The organism is Streptomyces sp. 3N207 (genome assembly GCF_052246355.1).
Taxonomy (GTDB): Bacteria; Actinomycetota; Actinomycetes; order Streptomycetales; family Streptomycetaceae; genus Streptomyces.
On sequence record NZ_JBQQBV010000004.1, the window covers coordinates 261,773 to 281,811 of the forward strand.

Sequence of the window (20,039 nt, forward strand, 5' to 3'; positions counted from 1 at the left end):
CAAGACGATGCGGGCGTTCGCCGAGCAGCTCAAGGTCAGCAAGGCGCCGCCCGCCATCTCGACCTGGCAGCAGGTCGCCACCGCCATCGAGTCGGAGCTGGAGAAGCTCGCCCTCGGCAAGGCAACCGTCGCCCAGGTGCAGCAGACGCTGCAGTCCAAGGCCACCAGCATCGGCACCGGCCGCTGAGCGCCGCCGAGTGATCACCCCTCGTACGGACGGATGACCTCCATGTCCACGAACACTGTCACGGGGCAGGACGGCACGCGTGCGCAGCGGCCCCCGAGTCCCAAGCGCACGGCGGACCGCCGCACCTCCTCACTCAGGCGGACGGCGCGGGGCCGGCAGACCCGCGCCGCCTGGACTCTGGCCGCGCCTTTCCTCGCCCTGTTCGCGTCCTTCATGCTGCTGCCGGTGGTCTGGTCGCTGCTGATGAGCATGACCGACACCAAGAGCGCCGACCTACGGACGCCGCTGAACGTGTCGTTCACCGGGTTCGAGAACTACGCACGCCTCTTCCAGGACGAGCAGTTCCTCACGGCCCTGCGCAACACCGGCGTGTTCACCCTGGTGGGCCTGCCGCTGACGCTGGCCGCCGGGCTCGCCGCGGCGGTCCTCCTCAACAGCGGCATCCGCCGCTTCCAGGCTGTCTTCAGGGTGGGCTTCTACTTCCCCGTGATCACCAGCATCGTGGCCATCGCGGTGGTGTGGAAGACGCTCCTCGAACCCCGCGTGGGACTGGTGAACACCGTCCTGGGCTGGTTCGGGATCGACGGGCCCGCGTGGCTGGCCGACACCCGCTTCGCCCTGCCCGTCATGATCGTGATGGCTGTGTGGCGGAACCTCGGCACGGTCATGATCATCATGCTGGCCGGTCTGCAGTCCGTGCCCCGTTCTCTGACGGAGGCGGCCGAGCTGGACGGGGCCGGTGCCTGGCAGCGGTTCTGGCGGGTCACTTTCCCGCTCCTGCGGCCCGCTCTGCTGCTGAACGCCGTGCTCATGGGCGTGGGCTATCTGCAGTTCTTCGACGAGCCGTTCGTGATGACCCAGGGCGGACCGCTGGACTCGACCATGTCGGCCACGATGTACGCCTATCAGGAGTTCGGCCACGGCAACTACGACGTGGCCGCGGCCGCCGGCTATGTCGTCTTCGTCCTCATCGTGGCCCTGACCGTGCTGCAGTTCCGGCTGCTGCGAGACAAGGACTGACGCCGATGAGCACGCTCTCCAGCCCCGCGACGGGACACCCGGGCACGGACCGGGCCCTGCGGCGCCGCCGCGTCCGGCGGACATGGGGCCATCCGTGGCTGTATCTGCCGCTCACCGGCGTCCTGCTGCTGATGATCGCGCCGTTCTTGTGGATGCTGTCCGGCTCTTTCAAGCCCGAGGCCGACATCCGCAAGGTGCCCCCCGTCCTGATCCCCTCCGAGCCCACCACCGTCAACTACAAAGAACTGTTCAGCAGCCTCGACTTCACCGTCATGTTCGCCAATTCCGTGATCGTAGCCGTAGCCGTCACCGCCGGGAACCTCATCTTCTGCTCGATGCTGGGATACGCCCTGGCCAAGCTGGAGTTCCGCGGCCGAAGCAGCATCTTCGTCCTGGTCATGGCCACTCTCACGGTGCCGCCCCTGGTCTATTTCGTACCGCTGTACGTAGTGATGGCCAATCTGGGACTGACCGGCTCCCTGCTCGGGCTGATCCTGCCGTACGCGGTCACGCCTCTCGGGGTGTTCCTGATGCGGCAGTTCATCTCCACACTGCCCGACGAACTCATCGCCGCCGCCCGCGTCGACGGCTGCCGTGAGCTGGCGATCTTCTGGAAGATCATCCTGCCGCTGACCAAGCCGGCCCTCGCCACCCTGGGGATCATCACCTTCCTCGCCTCGTGGAACAACTTCCTGTGGCCGCTGGTGGTGGCCCAGAACGAGGACCAGTACACGCTCCCGGTCGGCCTCGCCCTGGTCAGCACCGGATCGGACTTCACCCGCTTCGGCATCCTCCTCGCCGGCAGCGTCGTCGTCCTGCTCCCGGTGGTGATCGTCTTCGTCCTCTTCCAGCGCCACTTCGTGGCCGGCATCGCCACCACCGGCCTGAAGTGACACACCGATGCCCCACCATCGGCAGTCAACTCCCCGACCCCGTATGACTCATCACTTGGAGAACACAGTGGGACAGCCGGTCCGCCCTGCCGCATACCTGGATCCGGAAGCGTCCGTGGAAGCAAGAATCGAGGACTTGCTGTCACGGATGACCCTGCCGGAGAAAGTCGGGCAGTTGCTGATGCTCGACGCACAACACGGTGACCTGGCGGACATCGTGTCGGCCAAGCTGGCCGGATCGGTCCTGCACGTGTCTCCCACGCTGATGCCGGAAGCCATGGAACTGGCCCGGCGGACACGACTCGGCATTCCGTTGCTGACGGCCGACGACGGCATCCACGGCCACTCGTTCTGGCCGGCCGCAACCATCTTCCCGACCCAGCTGGCCATGGCCTGCACCTGGGACCCCTCTCTGCTCCGGCGGGTCGCCCGCGTGGCCGCGATCGAAATCGCGGCGACCGGAATCCACGGGACGTTCTCCCCGGTGCTGTGCATCACCCGGGACCTGCGCTGGGGCCGGATCAACGAGACGTTCGGCGAGGACCCGTTCCTGATCGGTGAACTCGGGGCGGCGATGGTGCGCGGCTATCAGGGTGAGGGCCTCAGCGACCCGACAGCCGTGCTGGCGTACGCCAAGCACTTCGCGGGCTACTCCGAAACCCTGGGCGGGCGCGACGCGAGCGAAGCCGAGCTCAGCCCACGCAAGCTGCGCTCGTGGTTCCTGCCCCCGTTCGAGCAGGTGGCGCGGGCCGGCTGCCGCGCCTTCATGCTCGGCTACCAGTCGATCGACGGGGTGCCCATCACCGCGAACCAGTGGCTGATCAACGACGTGCTCAAGGGCGAGTGGGGCTTCACCGGCACGCTGGTGACCGACTGGGACAACGTCGGCCGGATGGTCTACGACCAACGGACCTGCGCCGACTACGCCGAGGCGGCGGCGGTCGCCGTCAACTCCGGGAACGACCTCATCATGGCCACGCCGCAGTTTTTCGAGGGCGCGCAGGAGGCGGTGGCCCGCGGCCTGGTCGAGGAGAAACAGATCGATGACGCCGTACGGCGGGTTCTGCGGCTGAAGTTCGAGCTCGGGCTCTTCGAGGACCCCCGCACCCCTGACCCCGAGCGGCAGGCACAGGTGATCGGCTGCCGCGCACACGCCGACCTCAACCTTGAGACCGCCCGACGTTCCCTGGTGTTGCTGCGCAACGACGGCATCCTGCCCCTCGAAGGCGGGCTGACCTCGAACGGAACCGGCCGCGCCGCAAGCCAGGGCGCACCGCGGACCATCGCGGTCATCGGCCCCAACGCCGACAGCACGGAAGCCATGCTCGGCGACTGGGCGGGTGCCACGGGTCAGGTTCCCTGGATGCCCGAAGGACATCCAAGCGAGTCGGTGGAGACGGTGCTCGACGGTCTGCGCGCCGTCGCACCCGCCGATTGGACCATCACGTACGCCCGCGGAGCCGACATCGCAAGCCCCGCCTCCAGCCTTGAGTGGTGCGTGGGACCCGACGGCCAACCACAGCCCCCCGTTTTCACCTCCGCCCCGGTCGACCAGGCACAACTTCGGGAGGCCACCGCCGCAGCGGAGGCCGCCGACTACGCCGTGGTGGTCGTGGGGGACACCATCGCCCTCACCGGCGAGGTGCGTTCCACGGCCACGCTCGACGTTCAAGGAGGCCAGACCGCGCTGCTGGACGCGGTTGCTGCCACCGGGACACCGATGATCGTCGTACTCGCCCAGTCCAAGCCGAGCACCCTCCCGGGCTCAGCACTGAACGCGGCAGCGCTCGTCGAGGCGTTCAACCCGGGCATGCGCGGTGGGCGCGCCATCGCCGAGCTCCTGCTCGGGCTCATCGAACCCAGCGGCCGGCTCCCGGTCTCCTTCGCACGCCACGTCGGGCAGCAACCGGTCTTCTACAACCAGGTGCGAGGCCAGCACGGGAGCCGCTACGCGGATCTCACGCAGGACCCCCTGTTCGCGTTCGGCGAGGGCCTCACCTACACCACCGTCACCTACTCCGGCCTTGTGGTGCACGACCCGGACGTCCCCGCTGACGGCACCGTCAGCGCCACGGTACGACTCACCAACAGCGGCAGCCGTCCGGCCCTGGAAACGGTCCAGGCATACATCAGCGATCTGACCACCAGCGTCACCTGGGCCGAGCAGGAGCTGAAGGGTTTCACCCAGGTCGAAATCCCTCCCGGCGAAAGCCTGGACGTCCGCATCGGCATCCCTGCCGCGCAGTGCACACTCGTCACAGCCGACAACCGCCGAGTGGTCGAACCAGGTGAGTTCGCACTTCGCGTCGGCCCCAGCTCACGGCGGGAGCAGCAGCTGAGCGCAGGATTCCGCATCCGGGCCTGAAGACCACCGCCCAGCGCCCCTCGGCACCACTGGGCAGGCACCTGTCTGACATACCGAAAGGCACGCGTGTGTCCACCACACCCCGCGATCCGCACTATCCCGTCGTGCACCTACGCCCGCCCGCCAACTGGATCAACGACCCCAACGGGCTGGTCTTCCACGACGGCCACTACCACGTCTTCTACCAGTACAACCCGTACGGAGCGACCCATGCGAACATGCGCTGGGGCCACTTCCGCAGCCCCGACCTGCTGACCTGGGAGTCGCTGCCGATCGCCCTTGCCCCGACCGCCGGTGGCGTGGACGCCGACGGCTGCTTCTCCGGCAACGCCGTCACCAACGGCGACCGTCTCGTCGCCTTCTACTCCGCGCACCGCGAGGACCGCTCGCCCCAGCACCAGCCGGTCACCTGCGCCGTCTCCCACGACGACGGCGGAAGCTTCCGCCCGCACGGCGAACTGCTCATCCCCGAGCTGCCCGAGGGCTGCACCATGTACCGCGACCCGTACGTCTGGCAGGACGGCGACGGCTGGCGGATGCTGGTCGGCGCCGCCCTCGCGGACGGCCGCGCCGCCGCCCTTCTCTACGACTCACCCGACCTGGAGAACTGGACCTACCGCAGGCCCTTCGCAGCCCGCGAGAAGGAGCCGATCAGCGGAACCGACCTGCTCACCGGCGAGGGCTGGGAGTGCCCCCAATACCTCCCGGCAGCCGACGGACGCGGCGCCCTCATCATCAGCGCATGGAACAGACAGGACGGCCCGCAGAGCGTCGCAGCCCTGATCGGCGAAGAGCACGACGGCTACTTCAAGGCCGGTCCAGCGATACCCGCCGACCACGGCCCCGACTGCTACGCGCCCGCCCTCCTGCGCGCACCGGGCAACCGATGGCTGCTGTGGGGCTGGTCATGGGAAGCCCGCGACGAAACCTGGGCGGTCGCGGACGGATGGGCCGGCGTCCTCACCCTGCCCCGCGAAATCCATGTCGATGACGACGGAACGCTGCGCCAGCAGCCCGTCACCGAACTGCTCGCCCTGCGCGGCAGGCACAGCATTCACGCCGCAGGCGCGACGCAGGGCCCGCAGCCGGTGGACCTCGGCAACGTGGGCCACGCCTTCGACCTGACAGCCCGTCTGGAGCCGACCGCAAACGCCGGCCTGCGGCTGCTCACCACCCCGGACGGCTCCGAGTACCTCGACATCCGCCTTGATGCCGACGCGGGCGAACTAGTCGTCGACCGCGACCACGCCTCACTGGACGCCCGGGCCCACGGCGGCTCCTACCGGATGCCCTGCCCCGCCGGTCGGCCCCTCGACCTGCGCGTGATCGTCGACCACTCCATCGCCGAAATCTTCCTGACCACCACCGGCCAGGTCCTCACCCTGCGCTGCTACCCCACAGGGCAGGGCCCGTGGCGACTGCAGGCCCGCAGCACATCGGGTACGCGCTTCGGCTACGCGGTCGACGCGTGGGAGCTGCACCCGCTCGTGATCAAGGAGCCGAGCACCGCCGCCGCAGAGCCGACGCGGCCGTAGAGCCGACGCGGCCGTAGAGCCGACGCGGCTGTAGAGCCGACTCCGACCCCGTTACCACACCCCTGCACACAGGCACCTCCAACCCTCACCCTGCACACCACAAGAGGCACCACTTGTGGTTTAGGAGTCGAGAGCCGGCAACGTTTGTCGACGTTTGTGTCCTGTCTCAACGAAGTTGAGCTCCCCCATATCTCACGGCCAAGCCCCCGAGCAGCGCTGGCAGCCAGTGCAATGAACAAGCCGGTGAGCTGATCCATTACTTCCCCACCTCTTCTCGACTGTGTGAGTGTGGGGCGTCTTCTCCAGCAAAATCTATGCGTCCGCTTCGCCTTCACCACGACAGGTGATGAAGGCGCAGCGGAGGTAACTGCGGAGCGAACTCACCCGCCCTGGGGCAAGCCAATATCATCGGCGGTGATAGGCCCCCTTAGAGGGGTAGTGACTGATGCAGGCGAAGTGGCCGCATGCGTGCAGACGCACGCTCATCGCCCCTTTGAGGGGAACAAACACCAGGGACCCAGTCGATCAATTTTCTGAATTGAGAGGAGCGGCTGGGCTCGATCCGGTTCGTCGGTCATTCGAGATCAGGGCTCCTTCCTGGGAGGATGTCCATAACGGAGAGCCGCTGGCGGCGACCCGGCGGCTGGCCTGGAACGGAGATGTGCCAGTGGCGGCGCTGTGGTACGCAAGGCGGCTCGGCCGGCACCTCGTCCCCCGGGCATCGGCCGGCCGCGCCAGCCTGCCCTCCGCCTCGACGAGCGCCACCCGCACCCGCTCGGCCTCCTTCCGCGACCGCGCAACCTCTTCCGGGCCTGCAGCAGACCGAGCACCGACGGCACCAGCACCTCCACAAGCGGACGAGCGGGTGAATCGATGCGGTGGATTACCGGAAGCGCCATGCGGTCGAGTGCGGGTCCAAGGACTTAAAAGGCCAGGGCAGTGGCCACGAGGTACGCAAGCTCTCCGTCCGCTACGAGGCGATTGTGCTGGTCGCAGCCGTGAACGAGCGGCTGTGACCAGTACCGTGGCAACGGCCCTCAGACGACGTCGAATTCGTTGCCCTCAGGGTCCTGCATGGCGGCGGCGTAGAGCCCCATGTCCGGCTCATCCTTGATCCGCAGCACGGTGGCACCAGCTTTGACCAGCCCTTCCACCGTGGCCTTGACCCGTTGTGTGCGGACGTCCAGTGGGACGTCACGGCCCCCACCGACCTTCAGGTCGAAGTGCCACCGGTTCTTGGCGACCTTCGGCTCCGGAACCTGCTGGAACCACACTCTCGGTCCACGTCCCGCGGGATCGATGATCGACTCCGGAATATCCCCGGCACCGACCGGCAACTCTGCCTCGGGCACCCCCACCGCCACCCAGTAAGCACGCCACGTGGCGTGCCCGCCCGGCGGAGGCTCAGGCACGTAGCCCAGAGCCGCGGCCCAGAAGGTCACCATTCTCTGCGGATCGGAGCAGTCGATCGTCAACTGCACTGTCATCTCCATCCTCGGAGCATCCCAGGCAGGTCTGACAGACGATCCACTTCGCAACAGGCCCTATGCTTGTCATTTGAGGCCCGGAGCCGATCACGACTCGAACCTGGTCAGCGTTTGCGCAGTTCAGCGGACACGTAGGCGGCCTTCGTCCGATCCTGTGCTCCGTCACAGAGTGGATCAGCGCGAAGGCCGTGATCGTGAGTTTGGTGCAGTGCATCAGGGCGTCCTACGGGATGCGTTCGCGGAAGTGTCACGATTCCGGTCGGAGTTGTACGCGCGTCTGACTGCGCGGGGAGACGCGTTGTTCGAGTCGTGCGACGCGCTGTTATGCACGAACGGGCCGGTGCGGACCCTGGTTGATCTCGCGCTCGCGCCTGAACACCGCCGTGGTCACGGCGCTCTGTATGGCGGCTGAATCAGTGCCGGATCGATGTGGCCCGGCTGGGTCGCGCCCTGGCGGGGGTGCTGTTACCGAGGGCGGCGGATGGCCTGCCCGTCGAGATCCTCGGCCGACTCCGTTCGGACCGCGTGATGCGGCGGCCGACACCGCCGCGAGTCTACGACCCCAAGGGGTGGCCGATCACCCAAGCACGGTGGCGAGTTCATCTTCGGCGACGCGGAAACCTGGGGCACCGAGCAGGCGGTGACGGCCACGGACACCCGCCTCAATGGGAAGGCGACCGCGCAAGCGTGGGACCGTCTGCACCCGAGGCTGACCCGCCGGGCGGCCTGGCTCGACCACGACGGGCCGCTGCCCATCATCGAGGGCACCGTCATCCGCCTGTCGTGGAGAAGCTGCCCAGCTCCGGCTCGCCCGCCTGCTGGCCATCGACCTCCGCAGGGCCCTGGGAGAAGCCGACCGAGTCGAACAAATTGACACCCGCCCGCGTCCACAGAGGGTTCAGAAACCTGCACGCGAAGGCCGGCTCGCCAGCCGGTGCACCGAAACCGTCCCGTCCCGGCCCTGGTCGGCCAAGGGGTTCGAAGAACCGCCGTCCGGCACCACGTCACGACGTGGGACGAGTCCTCGCCACCGGCGAGGCATACGGCCGCCCGGCCCACCACAAGAAGGGCACCAAGCCACGCCGTGGGGGCTTACGGGCGAGCTGAAGGCTTCGACGTTGAGGCGACACGGCTCGGCCGTTGCCGATACGGTGCCGCGGTGTCGGCCTTCCTCCAGCAACTTCCGGCGCTGATCGGCGTGGTCGTCGGCGCCCTCGGTTCCTGTCTGGCTGTCATTCTCAGCGATCGAGCGCGTTTCCGCCGGGAGCAGATGGCCCGGTGGGAGGATCGGCGACTGACCGCCTATACGGACTACGCCGGATCACTCAAGGCAATGATCAGTGTGGTTTTCAGGGTCTCGGCTCACTTCGGCAATGACCCGCACCCGCATCCTTTGACACCGGCTGAGGCGTCTCCGCGGCTGGCCAGTGCCTCTGAGGCCCGTGACCAGGCGTGGGAGACAATGCTGCTGCTGGCAGCCCCGGAGGTTGTGGACGTGGCACACGCATGGGCGAGGACAGTCGCCGAGATGTTCGTGTGGGGTGAGGTCCATGATCCGGATGCGTGGTCAACGTTGCTCGGAAATCAACGCGTGGCCCGCGAGAGGTTCTACACAGCGGCACGACGCGACATCTCGCTACCAACTGGCCACCCGGGGCAGTTCGAAGTGCCTCCCGGACCTTGAACGACAAGCTATGAGGCGTCCCGGAAGCTTGGCTCCTGCCTCCTTCCGCGCCCTACTTCGGCCACGGATCAGGCGAAGACCCCAGGTTCGCCGCAAGTTGGAATCCCCGGCAGGGCACGCCACAGATGGGAAACGGCAGAATCCAGTACAAACCTGGGGCCCTCGCCGTAATTGAAGAGCGTAATTGAAGAGGCATACAGGCTTGCACGCCTGTAAGCGGGCCGAGTCGGCCCTGGAACCATTGGCTCGGAGCGGACCTTGAGACGGCCGTTCGCTCGGAGGCAAGGAGATCGGTCACCAGCCACGCCGCAGCCGGGCGACCCGTTTCGGAACCGTTTGGTGGCTCCTATGAGCCGTAGTGGTTCGTGCAGTTCTGATCAAGTAGCCGCCCGCCACCATCGAGTGCGTATGGTTGGTACGTCCGCCCTGGCCGACGGAGCACCTCTGCGCCGGCGGAGACAACCCCGAGTCGGACATCCCCGCCGAAGCCAGCCGCAGACCACCTCCGCGGAGGCTCATCAGTGGACCCGTAGGGCTGTGAGGCCCATCGGGCGCCTCCGCGGGCGCCGAGGCTGGACACCGCAAGGGCGTGTGCTTCCTGTTGCTCTCCACCCGCGCGGGGTCGGAGGGCTGATCTCGTGGGGGGGGGGCCGAAGTCGTCGAGCTCCGTTTCAGGCGACGACCTCTCCACCGGCTCGTCTGATGAGGTCCTTCAGATCGCAGGCCGCGCGTAGCCACGCATCGGGGGAGGTATTGACTGTCCATAGCCCCGTGGTTGGCGGACTCTCCCGTCTCACTTGTACTTGGATTTCCCGAGCGGTTGCGCACGCGGTGTGTGCGGGAACCCTGCCAGTCCGCGCTGCGGATCACACATCCGAGACCAACCGAAAGCGCCCAGGCCGCCAAGGGCCAGGTCGGCCTGGACCACTACCAGGTCCGGCACTGGACCTCTTGGCACCGTCACAACACACTCGCCATGCTCGCTGGCCTTCCTGGCCGCCGTCGCCGCCAGCACAGGTACGGACCAGCCCGCCGATCCGCACCACCCGGCCCACAGCAGCGATCCGATCACGCTGACCGTCCCGGAAATCCGCCACCTGCTCCCCGCCGTATTCAACCCTCCGGCCAGGTCCGCGGCCAGACTGCTGTACTGGTCCAACTGGCGCAGACGCCACCAGGCAACAGCCCGACACAGCCACTACTGACGACGATCCACCGACGAACCTGATGAATAGATCGTGAAACCGCACTGGAGCACTAGGTCGAAACGTTCACCCGGCGCTGCTGGAGGGGGACAGTCCGGCTGCCGTATGCGACGAAGAGGCCAACCGGCGCTGGGGCGCATGGGTTCCTGAAGCGCAAGCCCTTCCCCTGCCACCGCCGTATCCTTCGCCGCCACCCGCCTGCACGAGACGGGGGCGCAGAGAGCTGCGACGATTGAGCGCTCACTCGGGCCGTGGAATCCTGCTTCTGTCCCTCCCCGGAGGCTCCGAGGAAGTGGAGGACCCGTTCGTGCCCGGACATTCCCCGAGGCCAGGAACTGATCGAGATCCCGGTCATCTGCGGGACATCGCGACTGATGGCGCTCCTACCCGCTCGGCTACACGGCCCCCGTGGCCACGTTGTAGATATCGTGCCGGTGCCGCGGACAGGTTCGGATGCCGTGGTCGCCCCGTGCATCCACACGACCGGTGTCTCGCGCACCTGCCCGAGACCAGCCGCGCCGACTACTTGGCCGGCCTGGCGCCCGGGAGCGAGGTGGACCACCGCGGTACGCGCCTGACGAGCAGTCTGCTCGATGCGCTCCTCCGCGCGCTCCATGACCCCGCAACCGGCCGGCCACACCTGGGTGATGCCTGGTTCGAGGAGGCGTCGTTCCCCGAGGAAGCCCGGTTCAACGGGACGCACTTTTCCGGAGAAGCACGATTCGTAGGGGCACACTTCGCCGGGGCGGCCCGGTTCAGCCGGGCGTCATTCGGTGCCGCATGGTTTGAGAGGGCCTCATTCACGAGTGAATCCCGCTTCGGTGGGGCCAGCTTTTCCGGGGAAGCACGGTTCGGTGGTGCGCTGTTCCACGATCGCGCCGTATTCGGACACGCGACATTCTCCGAAACCGCCTGGTTCAGCGGGGCGCGGTTCTTGGAGGATGCCCGGTTCGACTGGGCGGTCTTCTCCGGAGACGCGCGGTTTGGGGAGGCGGCCTTCTCCGGAGACGCGCGGTTCAGCCGGGTGAGGTTCCACCGTATGGCCCGGTTCGAGAGAGTGGCGGTCGCTGGAGACGCCTTGTTCGGCAGCGCCACCTTCGATATGGCGTCTCAGCTGGGGCCGATTGCCTGTCCGGGGACGCTGGACCTGTGGGGCGCGACATTCGGAGCGCCGATGACGGTCACGGCCGCCGCCGCGCGTGTGTCCTGCCGCTGGACGCGGTGGGCGTCCACTGGGGCCTTACGACTGCGCGGCGCCGCCCTCGACTTGAGTGACGCGGTCCTGGAGTACCCACTCAGCGTTACCACCCACAAGGGACACGGCAGTGTGCACGCGGGCGGGTACGAAGACGAGGACAGGCACCGCAACGCGCCCACCGGCCCCGCACGGATAACCTCCCTCAGCGGCATGGATGCCGCCCATCTCGTCCTCACCGACGTCGACCTCAGCGAATGCCGCTTCACCCGCACCATCCACCTCGACCAACTCGGCATGGGAGGGCGCTGCATCTTCGCGGCCGCTCCCGAGGGCGTGCACCGCAAGGGCTGGCGCGCGATGCGCTGGTCGCCGCGCCACACCCTCGCCGAGGAGCACCATTGGCGCACCAGCCGCGGCGCGCCCGGGTGGATGCCGGCACCGGAGGAGGCCACTCCGGTGGGGCCTGAGGTACTCGCGCCCGTCTACCGCCAGTTGCGTAAATCCTTCGAGGACGGCAAGAACGAGCCGGATGCAGCGGACTTCTACTACGGCGAAATGGAGATGCGCCGCTACGACCGCCACCGCCCTCTCGGTGAGCGGGTATTACTCACGTTGTACTGGGCGGTCTCCGGCTACGGCCTGCGCGCCTCTCGCGCCCTGGCCTGGCTCACCGCCGCGATGACCATCACTGTCGCGCTCATGATGGGCCTCGGGCTGCCCGACAACTCGCCCGGACAGGAGATCAAGCGCGTCCGGAACGATGACAGGACACGGACGATCATCGCCAAGCAGGAACCCGAACTCACTCTGTCCGTCGACGAGCGCCTTACCACCAAACGGTTCGAGGATTCCCTGCGCATCGTCCTCAACTCGGTTGTCTTCCGCTCGAGCGAACAGCACCTCACCACCTGGGGTAACTACATTGAGATGGCTTCCCGCTTCAGTGAGCCGGTGCTGCTCGGACTTGCAGCGCTCGCTGTCCGAGGCCGGATCAAACGCGGGTAGCCCGAAGGTCACGGTCGGGTGGCGGCGGACAGGATGGTCGGCAGCCAACAGGCGCGACGTTGCTTGATGCGGCATTGGGCGCTGTTTCTCCGATCAACGTCTGGCGCTTGCTGGTGCTGTGACCGCATGGGTTCGCCGGTTTGGTGATGGTGACGGTTGGATGTGCGGTGACGTCCGATCCGGCCGCTGGAGGCATGGTGGCCGAGCCTGTCTGTGTGCGCTGCGCAGACTGACCGTCGTACAATCTCGTTGACAATCGGTGCAGCGTCGGGGTCCTCGACGAGTCGCACCCCCTTCCCACCGGGAATCGGCTCGGCTTGGTAGCCGTGCGGCGCCAGCCCGCCGCCCCAGCGGCCATTCCGACGGAGATAGTCGTGTGAGCCGATGACGCGCTCCCGGGTGGCTTCCGCTTCCGTTTCGGCGAAGGCGGAGACGATGTAGGCGATCACGCGGCCAATGGGCGAACGGATGTCGATGGTCTCTGTGGCGGAGACCAGATTCTTGTCGCGCGACTGACACCACTTGATCATCTCGGCGAAGTCTGAGACGCATCGCACGAACCTGTCGAACTGCCAGAACATGAGGGCATCCCAGGTGTCCGGGGCGTTCAGCCATTGCGGTGAGCTCAGGGCGTTCCCATGGGGGCGTTCGGGACGCAGAAGCTGGATGTGCGGGCTGTTGATTAATTTTGACAGGGCGTCAGCTATCGGACGGGGTGTCGTCCCCGCCTCGGCGAATCCCACGGAACGCTCTCCCACGAGTACCTCCCTATGGCAGGAATTTGGTGACGATCGGCACTCTTGTCAGTATCGGCCGGCGTTGTGGCGCTGTCATCGTGGTCGCCTACCACAGGGGAAACGGACAGGGAGACAAGACGTGACAGCCACACCGGTCACCGTCCTTGGTATGGGGTTGATGGGGCGGGGCACTGGCAGGCGTCTTCGTGAACGCCGGCCATCCGACGACCGTCGGGAACCGCACGTCAGGCAGAGCAGGGCCATTGGCCGAGGCAGGCACGAGCGAAGCCCCGACGAGCAACGTCGCCGTCACCGCTGCTCAGCTGGTGATCGACTACGTGCGGGACAACACTGCCGGCGCAAGCTGCGGGCACCGGCTGAATCGGGGTTGTCCGGGCGAGTCCTGAGCAACCTCGTGTCCCGCATCATCAACCATTTCAGGAGGGCCGTCGGATGAGCGCCCCATCGTGGCCCGACCTCGTCGTCGAGGCGGCGGACGAATGCACCTCGATCCTGGAGAAGGGTGCCGAGCTGGACTGGTCACGTAACGCCGCGGGGCTGGAGTGGAGTTGCCGGACCACGCTCGACCATCTCGCGCTGGGCATCGTCGGCTACGCCGGGCTCCTCATCGCCCGTCCGGCCGACCGGTACATCACTCTTTTCGCCTCGCTCGATGCGCAGGCTTCCATTCCCGAGTGCCTCGAGGGGGTCGGGATCGCGGCGAGCATTCTGGCGTCCGCGGTACGTGAGGCCGACAGCGACGTACGCGCATGGCATCCATGGGGCCACTCCGACGGCCCGGGATTCGCCGCCATGGGAATCGTCGAGTTGCTCGTCCACAGTGACGACATCGCCCGCGGCCTCGGGCTCGGCTGGAGACCGCCGGAGCAGCTATGTACCCACGCGGTACGACGGCTCTTCCCGGAGGCTCCGGACGGCCATGACGCGGCCGGCACACTCCTGTGGTGCACTGGCGCGCCGATCTTCCAGGCCATATCCGCAGAGACGGCTGGCAGTGGGATGGAGCCATCCGCTGAGGACAGCGCCGCAGGTCAGCGGGAGGAGTCCCGAGGTGACCGGCTCTTTGTGTGCTGCTCGTAAGGGTGTGAAGGAGAGCTATCGGGCAGCACGCGAAGCTCCTGGAGAGTTCTGTTGCCTCTGAAGGCAACGCATCTGACGGGAGCCTCGTGTGCTGGTGATTCACTTGGCCAGCCGGCTACTTCTCCCACTCGTAGAGCCCGAGGACGTTGCCGTCGGGGTCGGTCACATAGGCGAAATAGCCCACGGCGAGGGGCAGGTGAACCTTCTCGGCCACGATGCCGCCCCCTGCCTTGACCAACTGCTCGATCTTCTCGTCGATGCTGTCGACTTCGATGAGAATGGTCGGCTGCGAGATGCCGATGTCACGCGTCACCACGCCGCCGTTGACCGAACCGGGCTTCAACGGAGTCCAGTTCTCGCCCGTTTCGCTCGTGAAGGCCATCCGGAAGCTGAGCGCATCGTTCCCGTCCTTCGGGTGCCTGGGCTGAACATCCCAACCGAATACCTGGTGGTACCACTCCGATGCGCGGTCTATATCGCGTACCGGCACGTCGAACCAGAACACCTTGTTCATCTTGATACGCCTTTCTCGGTCGTTCATCGTTCGTGATGAAGACTAGAGAGGCGCCGAAGTGACCGACAAGTACTGACTTTACTGTAAGCGCCTACCTGATGGTCAGGAGGAGAGGGTGATGACGCGGCAACACCCTGCGGCTTGCGGCCTTGGTGTCGCTTTGGCGGCCATTTCCGGCAAATGGAAGGCAACAATCCTCTGGGAGGTGCATGACCGACCGGTGCGCTTCGGTGAATTGCGAAGGCGTATCCCCGGCATCAGCGAGAAGGTTCTCTTCGAACAACTCCGGGCGATGGAGGCGGACGGCCTGATACGGCGCGATGTGTTTGATGAAGTGCCGTCCAGGGTGGAATACACAGTGACCGCGGCCGGCGCTTCACTCAACGCCGCCGTCCACGCCTTGGCCGAATGGGGCCTCGATCACGGGTCCGACATCGGGGTTGCCGTTACGGGGATGCGCTGATCTCGCAGTCCCAGGGACGCCGCAACCGATCCCGAACCCCGCTGCCGGGGCGCTTCGGCAGCATCACTTGGCTTATAGGCACGGTTGCCCGGTGCTCATCGATCAACCGCGCCAGGCGCGCCCGGTCTGTCTCGATGAAATTGCGTATACCTGGGCGAGTCCATCGGAAACGTCCTCATCCAGGTGAGGGGCAGACCGGGCAACCCCGAACGGGAACAGGCCAGTCTGAATCGCTCGGGTTCGATTCGGAGATCCCCAAAGATGATTCGCGCGTTGCTCTCTGTTTGAGGCGAATCGTCTTGCCCCGTCGATCATTGGCGTCGCCCGGGCACCGGAAGCGCCGCGGTCATTCCGATGACTCGGGCATCGTCCGGGAGAATGCCCGTCGGTAGCTGCTCGGCGACACCCCGACTTGTTTGAGGAAATGGTGGCGGAGGTTGTTCGCCGTGCCAAGGCCGCTCAGCTCGCCGACCTTCTCGATGGGCAAGTCCGTCGATTCCAGCAGGTCTTGGGCCCGAGCCAGGCGCTGATTGAGGAGCCACTGAAGTGGGGTTGTCCCGGTGGCTGCCTGGAGTCGGCGGTGGAGGGTCCGCGGGCTCATCGCTGCCCGCTGTGCCAGGTCCTCGACCGTCAGGGGCTGGTCCAAGTGTGTACGGGCCCAGTCCAGGACGGGCCCCAGACTCCCGTCGTCGGTGGTGGGGATGGACAGGTCGATGAACTGTGCCTGGCCGCCGGACCGATGGGCGGGCACCACCATCCGACGGGCCAACTGGTTGGCGACGTGTGCGCCCAGGTCACGGCGTACGAGATGGAGGCAAAGGTCGAGTCCGGCGGTCAGCCCGGCGCTGGTGAGCACATCGCCGTCATCCACGTACAGCACCGAGTCATCAACTTGTACCTTCGGGTAGCGCTCGGCGAGTTGAGCGGTGTGCATCCAATGCGCGGTGGCGCGTCGACCGTCGAGCAGCCCCGCCTCGGCCAGTGCGAAGGCGCCGGTGCACAGGGAGACCATGCGGGCGACTACGTCGTAGGCATGGCGCAGTGCCGAGATCAGTGACTGCGGCAGCGGTCTGCCCTCGTCTACGCAGCGGTCGGGCACCGAGGGCACGATGACCGTGTCGGCGCCAACAAGGTCATCGAGCCCGTAGCGGGTCCGCAGTGACAGCCCGGTCTCGGTCGGAGAGCTGTCCTGCTGATGCTCCCGCGTACTGCACAGCCGCAAGTCGTACCAAGGGTCGGCCAGGTCGGGCTGCGGCTTCCCGAAGACGGTGCAGGGGATGCTCAACTCGTACAGATCCCATGAGGGGACTCCGATGTCCTCAGTGACGACCACAGCAACGGAACCAGGGTTCATGCCTCGAAGGATATGGCGGGAATTTGGTGGTCGCCGCCACGCAAAGCATCATGCCCCGGCCGCCTCGTGCTGCGCTCTTGGCACTCACGTGACCAACCTCCGCAGACGGGCGTGCGGGAGTTGGGGGCTTGCATTTTGATCCGGTGGTTGGGGGCATGCATGTGATCGCCCGGCGGTATCCGTCGCTTTCGGTGCGGACGCCGCGGCTGACCAGGCTGGAAGCATGGGCAGGCCGAGTGCCTCGCACAGGCCCAGTGCGTGCATCGGCTGTCCCGGTGTCGGCGAGACGGCGAGGACTCCACGGGTGCCAGGCCGGGGGGCGATGAACAGCCGCAGCACCTCCCGCAGGTGCACCCGGATCTGCTCGGAGACCCGCAGGCGCTCCGGGTCGGGCCAGAGGCCAGGCGGACAATCCGGTCCGCCGCTGCATTACCGGTCCGCAATTTCGCGAACTCTGAGAAGCCGTATCTCACCCGGCCATGGGATGTGGGGGTCTAACAGAGGGCCCCGGTAATACTCGCCGAAAGACAACGGAGTAGCCCTTGACCTGCGGTGACGTTGCCCTGTTGAGCGCTTGCAGCGCGAGGTGCTTGCCCCCCGCCGCCGAAGTCGAATGCGGTCCGATCGCTGACCGGTCACACGCGAGACGGCCTCTTGCCTGGTCAGGACCTCGTTCTGGGAGATGGTCGTTCGAGACACGACAACATCGTCCACTGGACGGAGTCCTCCTGCGGCGGGCATTTCTCGGGCCTGGCTTCATGGCCCGTTTCAGTTCGAGTCCGGCGAGGAGTTGAGCCTTCGCGGACGGCGCGCAGGGCCCTCAGTGTTGTCCGTCGCCTTCCAAGGCGGTCAGGTCGGGTTTGACGAGGGTTGTGGTGACGAGGAGTTCGGTGATCAGGTTGTGGTTGAGGGCGTTGCCGACGGGCTGGGGGATTTCGTCTTCCATGAGCCCGGGCACTGTGCGGCTGAGTCTGGTCCGTACGCCGGCGATGATGCGTGCCGCCCGCTTTCTGGTCCAGTTCTCCGCGGGGCGCAGTTCGCCCAGTTCGGCTGCGGCCTCGGCCCAGGTGAGGGGTTGGGGCTGGGGGTCGTTGCGCAGGTAGCGCTGGGCGAGGCAGATCAGGACCAGCTTCTCGGTCGCGGTCAGGTCCCACACCTCGCCCTCGTGCGTGGCGGCCTCGCGTACCCCGTCATCCCCCACGCCGGGTGCGGGCGTGGCGATACGGACCTCCAGCAGGTGCTCGCGTTTGGGGCCGACGATGAACAGCGGGGTGAATCCGGACGGGAGCTCGACCCGGTCGCCGCCCAGGACCAGGCGTGCCCCGGGGAGCCGGATGGGCAGGCGTCCGGAGTTGTTGAGCACCCATCGCGAGTGCTCCCGTGTGATGTAGCCGTGCTTGCGGCTGACGTGTGTGTCGTGCGGTGCGATGCAGACATGGACTTCGGGTTCGTTGCGGCCGAACACGAGAGGGAAAGCGGCGTCGGGGGCCATGCTCATGCCGCCGTTGACGCCCATGACGAACAGCGTGCCGGGCTGCGCGGGCGGAATACCGCGAGACAGGCTCCCGTAATCCTGCGGCAGCAGGTTCACCTTGCTCGGTGGCCGCGGCGGCGCCAGCGTCATCGTCCCTGCCTCCCCACTCTCGTACTCGTCCCGGTTGCTCGGGACCACGCCAGCCGCTTCCTGACGTGACGGGTCCCGGCGCAGGCCGTCCCCGTTCCTCTGGACTGACATGACCATCGCTCCAAGCGTCCGAACGAACTCCTACATGGGAATGGCCCGCTGCCGCCCGGGGGCTCGGGCGGCAGCGGGACGGCGGATTACGGCGCGGGAGCCGGCGCCGGCGCCGGCTCGGGCGCGGGAGCCGGTGCAGGCTCGGGCGCAGGATCCGGTGCGGGGTCTGGTGTGGGTTCCGCCTCGGGTTCCTCTGAGGGTTCCGGTGCGGGGTCTGGTGTGGGCTGCGCCTCGGGTTCCTCTGAGGGTTCCGGTGCGGGGTCCGGTGTGGGCTGCGCCTCAGGCTCCTCTGAGGGTTCCGGTGCGGGGTCCGGTGTGGGCTGCGCCTCAGGCTCCTCTGAGGGTTCCGGTGCGGGGTCCGGTGTGGGCTGCGCCTCAGGCTCCTCCGTGGGTTCCGGTGCGGGGTCCGGTGTGGGCTGCGCCTCAGGCTCCTCTGAGGGTTCCGGTGCGGGGTCCGGTGTGGGCTGCGCCTCAGGCTCCTCTGAGGGTTCCGGTGCGGGGTCCGGTGTGGGCTGCGCCTCAGGCTCCTCCGTGGGTTCCGGTGCGGGGTCCGGTGTGGGCTGCGCCTCAGGCTCCTCTGAGGGTTCCGGTGCGGGGTCCGGCGTGGGCTGCGCCTCAGGCTCCTCCGTGGGTTCCGGTGCGGGGTCCGGCGTGGGCTGCGCCTCAGGCTCCTCCGTGGGTTCCGGTGCGGGGTCCGGCGTGGGCTGCGCCTCCGGTCCCTCCGTGGGTTCCGGTGCAGGATCCGGCGTGGGATCGGGCTCGGGGTCCGCCGTGGGCGCCGGTGTGGGCGCAGGCGCAGGCGCCGGATCCGGAATCCCACCCTCAGTCGTAGGCGGAGCGGGAGCCTCAGGCGCTTGTGCAGGCCCAGGCGGAGCCGCTGGATCCGGAGCCCCACCCACAGGCGCCGGAGCCGGAGTCCCACCCTCAGGCACAGGCGGAGCAGGCGGGGCGTCCGGAGCGGGAGTCTCCTGCTCGGGCGTAGATGGGACAGGTGCCTCACCCTCAGGTGTCGGCGGAGCCGACGGGGCCGGGGCCCCGCCCTCAGGCGGCAGGGCAGGAGCCCCCGGAGCCGGAGGCGGACCACCCTCAGGGCCAGGAGCCGGAGGCGGCTCGGCAGCCGGAGGCGGACCGACCGGCGCCCCTGGCACCTGAGCCGCCCCAGGCGGCGGCGGTTGCTGTGACGCCTGCCTCTCCGCCCGCGCCTGTTCTCCGCGCGCCTCCTCCGCACGCGCCAGCTCCGAAGGTGACGAACCAGTCGGCACGGGCGGCGGCTCCATCTCCGAGATTTCCCCCAAAGGCACACCAACTAGGCCGTTGTTGACCAGTCCGGGGATATACGGGGGTGGGCCGTTCTCTTGGCCGGGTGGTTTGGCGACACCCGCGGAGACCTCTCCCCGAGTGGGTTGGAACGCCGGGTTGAGCGGGTCCTGCGACGGGTCCGGCGGAATCCCGCCGTCCATCTCACGTATAGCCCTCTTGTACTCGGGCGAGGCGTGCTCGTCGGTGTAAGCACTCGCGTTCCACAGGCCGCCTAGGACAGCCGTGGCAATTGGAAC

The 20,039-nt window shown here is 67.3% G+C and carries 14 protein-coding genes and 2 pseudogenes; 11 read left to right on the plus strand and 5 right to left on the minus strand.

What is annotated here, in order from left to right; translation table 11 throughout:
- Nucleotides 1-7: 7 nt before the first annotated feature.
- The 5 genes from ACTWP9_RS08885 (at nucleotide 8) to ACTWP9_RS08905 (ending at nucleotide 6,000) form a co-directional block, all read left to right on the plus strand.
- Nucleotides 8-187 (plus strand): hypothetical protein, encoded by a 180-nt coding sequence (locus ACTWP9_RS08885; protein WP_443245454.1) that lies wholly within the window; start codon nucleotides 8-10, stop codon nucleotides 185-187.
- Between the two features lie 33 nt (nucleotides 188-220).
- Complete coding sequence (locus ACTWP9_RS08890; protein ID WP_443245455.1) at nucleotides 221-1,207, plus strand: carbohydrate ABC transporter permease; 987 nt, start codon at nucleotides 221-223, stop codon at nucleotides 1,205-1,207.
- Nucleotides 1,208-1,212: 5 nt separating this feature from the next.
- The gene (locus ACTWP9_RS08895) at nucleotides 1,213-2,100 is read left to right on the plus strand and encodes a carbohydrate ABC transporter permease (RefSeq protein ID WP_443245456.1); all 888 of its coding nucleotides are present in this window, start codon (nucleotides 1,213-1,215) and stop codon (nucleotides 2,098-2,100) included.
- Nucleotides 2,101-2,143: 43 nt separating this feature from the next.
- Entirely contained in the window at nucleotides 2,144-4,465 is a 2,322-nt protein-coding gene (locus tag ACTWP9_RS08900; RefSeq protein ID WP_443245457.1) for a glycoside hydrolase family 3 N-terminal domain-containing protein, read from the plus strand.
- A 68-nt stretch (nucleotides 4,466-4,533) separates the two neighbouring features.
- Nucleotides 4,534-6,000, plus strand: a complete 1,467-nt coding sequence (locus tag ACTWP9_RS08905; RefSeq protein ID WP_443245458.1) for a glycoside hydrolase family 32 protein — start codon at nucleotides 4,534-4,536, stop codon at nucleotides 5,998-6,000.
- 1,037 nt (nucleotides 6,001-7,037) lie between these two features.
- Here the strand turns inward: ACTWP9_RS08905 and ACTWP9_RS08910 are convergent.
- Nucleotides 7,038-7,493: a VOC family protein gene (locus ACTWP9_RS08910; protein WP_443245459.1), complete on the minus strand. Its 456-nt coding sequence runs from the start codon at nucleotides 7,491-7,493 to the stop codon at nucleotides 7,038-7,040.
- A gap of 447 nt (nucleotides 7,494-7,940) precedes the next feature.
- Between ACTWP9_RS08910 and ACTWP9_RS08915 the strand changes: the two are divergent.
- From ACTWP9_RS08915 to ACTWP9_RS08930, 4 genes and pseudogenes are all read left to right on the plus strand, one after another.
- Nucleotides 7,941-8,594 (plus strand): annotated as a pseudogene (locus tag ACTWP9_RS08915) (transposase); the annotation flags it as partial.
- A gap of 52 nt (nucleotides 8,595-8,646) precedes the next feature.
- Complete coding sequence (locus ACTWP9_RS08920; RefSeq protein WP_443245460.1) at nucleotides 8,647-9,171, plus strand: hypothetical protein; 525 nt, start codon at nucleotides 8,647-8,649, stop codon at nucleotides 9,169-9,171.
- A gap of 895 nt (nucleotides 9,172-10,066) precedes the next feature.
- Nucleotides 10,067-10,376 (plus strand): annotated as a pseudogene (locus ACTWP9_RS08925) (IS701 family transposase); the annotation flags it as partial.
- Nucleotides 10,377-10,929: 553 nt separating this feature from the next.
- Complete coding sequence (locus tag ACTWP9_RS08930) at nucleotides 10,930-12,579, plus strand: pentapeptide repeat-containing protein (RefSeq protein ID WP_443245597.1); 1,650 nt, start codon at nucleotides 10,930-10,932, stop codon at nucleotides 12,577-12,579.
- A gap of 8 nt (nucleotides 12,580-12,587) precedes the next feature.
- Here ACTWP9_RS08930 and ACTWP9_RS08935 read toward each other — a convergent pair whose 3' ends face one another.
- A complete protein-coding gene (locus ACTWP9_RS08935) occupies nucleotides 12,588-13,337 on the minus strand; it encodes a recombinase family protein (RefSeq protein ID WP_443245461.1) in 750 nt (249 codons plus the stop codon).
- Nucleotides 13,338-13,769: 432 nt separating this feature from the next.
- Between ACTWP9_RS08935 and ACTWP9_RS08940 the strand changes: the two genes are divergently transcribed.
- Nucleotides 13,770-14,417, plus strand: a complete 648-nt coding sequence (locus tag ACTWP9_RS08940; RefSeq protein ID WP_443245462.1) for a maleylpyruvate isomerase N-terminal domain-containing protein — start codon at nucleotides 13,770-13,772, stop codon at nucleotides 14,415-14,417.
- A 115-nt stretch (nucleotides 14,418-14,532) separates the two neighbouring features.
- Here ACTWP9_RS08940 and ACTWP9_RS08945 read toward each other — a convergent pair whose 3' ends face one another.
- Nucleotides 14,533-14,931: a VOC family protein gene (locus ACTWP9_RS08945; protein WP_443245463.1), complete on the minus strand. Its 399-nt coding sequence runs from the start codon at nucleotides 14,929-14,931 to the stop codon at nucleotides 14,533-14,535.
- Nucleotides 14,932-15,049: 118 nt separating this feature from the next.
- Between ACTWP9_RS08945 and ACTWP9_RS08950 the strand changes: the two genes are divergently transcribed.
- Nucleotides 15,050-15,394, plus strand: a complete 345-nt coding sequence (locus ACTWP9_RS08950) for a winged helix-turn-helix transcriptional regulator (protein ID WP_443245464.1) — start codon at nucleotides 15,050-15,052, stop codon at nucleotides 15,392-15,394.
- 346 nt (nucleotides 15,395-15,740) lie between these two features.
- Here the strand turns inward: ACTWP9_RS08950 and ACTWP9_RS08955 are convergent, their stop codons facing one another.
- Nucleotides 15,741-16,727 (minus strand): GlxA family transcriptional regulator, encoded by a 987-nt coding sequence (locus ACTWP9_RS08955; RefSeq protein ID WP_443245598.1) that lies wholly within the window; start codon nucleotides 16,725-16,727, stop codon nucleotides 15,741-15,743.
- Nucleotides 16,728-17,568: 841 nt separating this feature from the next.
- Nucleotides 17,569-18,420, minus strand: coding sequence for a hypothetical protein (locus ACTWP9_RS08960; protein ID WP_443245465.1), 852 nt, complete (start codon nucleotides 18,418-18,420; stop codon nucleotides 17,569-17,571).
- Between the last annotated feature and the right edge of the window lie 1,619 nt (nucleotides 18,421-20,039).

Excerpts from the sequence above, each read along its gene's own strand:
- ACTWP9_RS08910 (WP_443245459.1), bottom strand. The coding sequence starts at position 7,493 with ATGGAGATGACAGTGCAGTTGACGATCGACTGCTCCGATCCGCAGAGA.
- ACTWP9_RS08895 (WP_443245456.1), top strand. The coding sequence starts at position 1,213 with ATGAGCACGCTCTCCAGCCCCGCGACGGGACACCCGGGCACGGACCGG.
- ACTWP9_RS08950 (WP_443245464.1), top strand. The coding sequence starts at position 15,050 with ATGACGCGGCAACACCCTGCGGCTTGCGGCCTTGGTGTCGCTTTGGCG.
- ACTWP9_RS08940 (WP_443245462.1), top strand. The coding sequence starts at position 13,770 with ATGAGCGCCCCATCGTGGCCCGACCTCGTCGTCGAGGCGGCGGACGAA.
- ACTWP9_RS08945 (WP_443245463.1), bottom strand. The coding sequence starts at position 14,931 with ATGAACAAGGTGTTCTGGTTCGACGTGCCGGTACGCGATATAGACCGC.
- ACTWP9_RS08900 (WP_443245457.1), top strand. The coding sequence starts at position 2,144 with ATGACTCATCACTTGGAGAACACAGTGGGACAGCCGGTCCGCCCTGCC.
- ACTWP9_RS08885 (WP_443245454.1), top strand. The coding sequence starts at position 8 with ATGCGGGCGTTCGCCGAGCAGCTCAAGGTCAGCAAGGCGCCGCCCGCC.
- ACTWP9_RS08890 (WP_443245455.1), top strand. The coding sequence starts at position 221 with ATGACCTCCATGTCCACGAACACTGTCACGGGGCAGGACGGCACGCGT.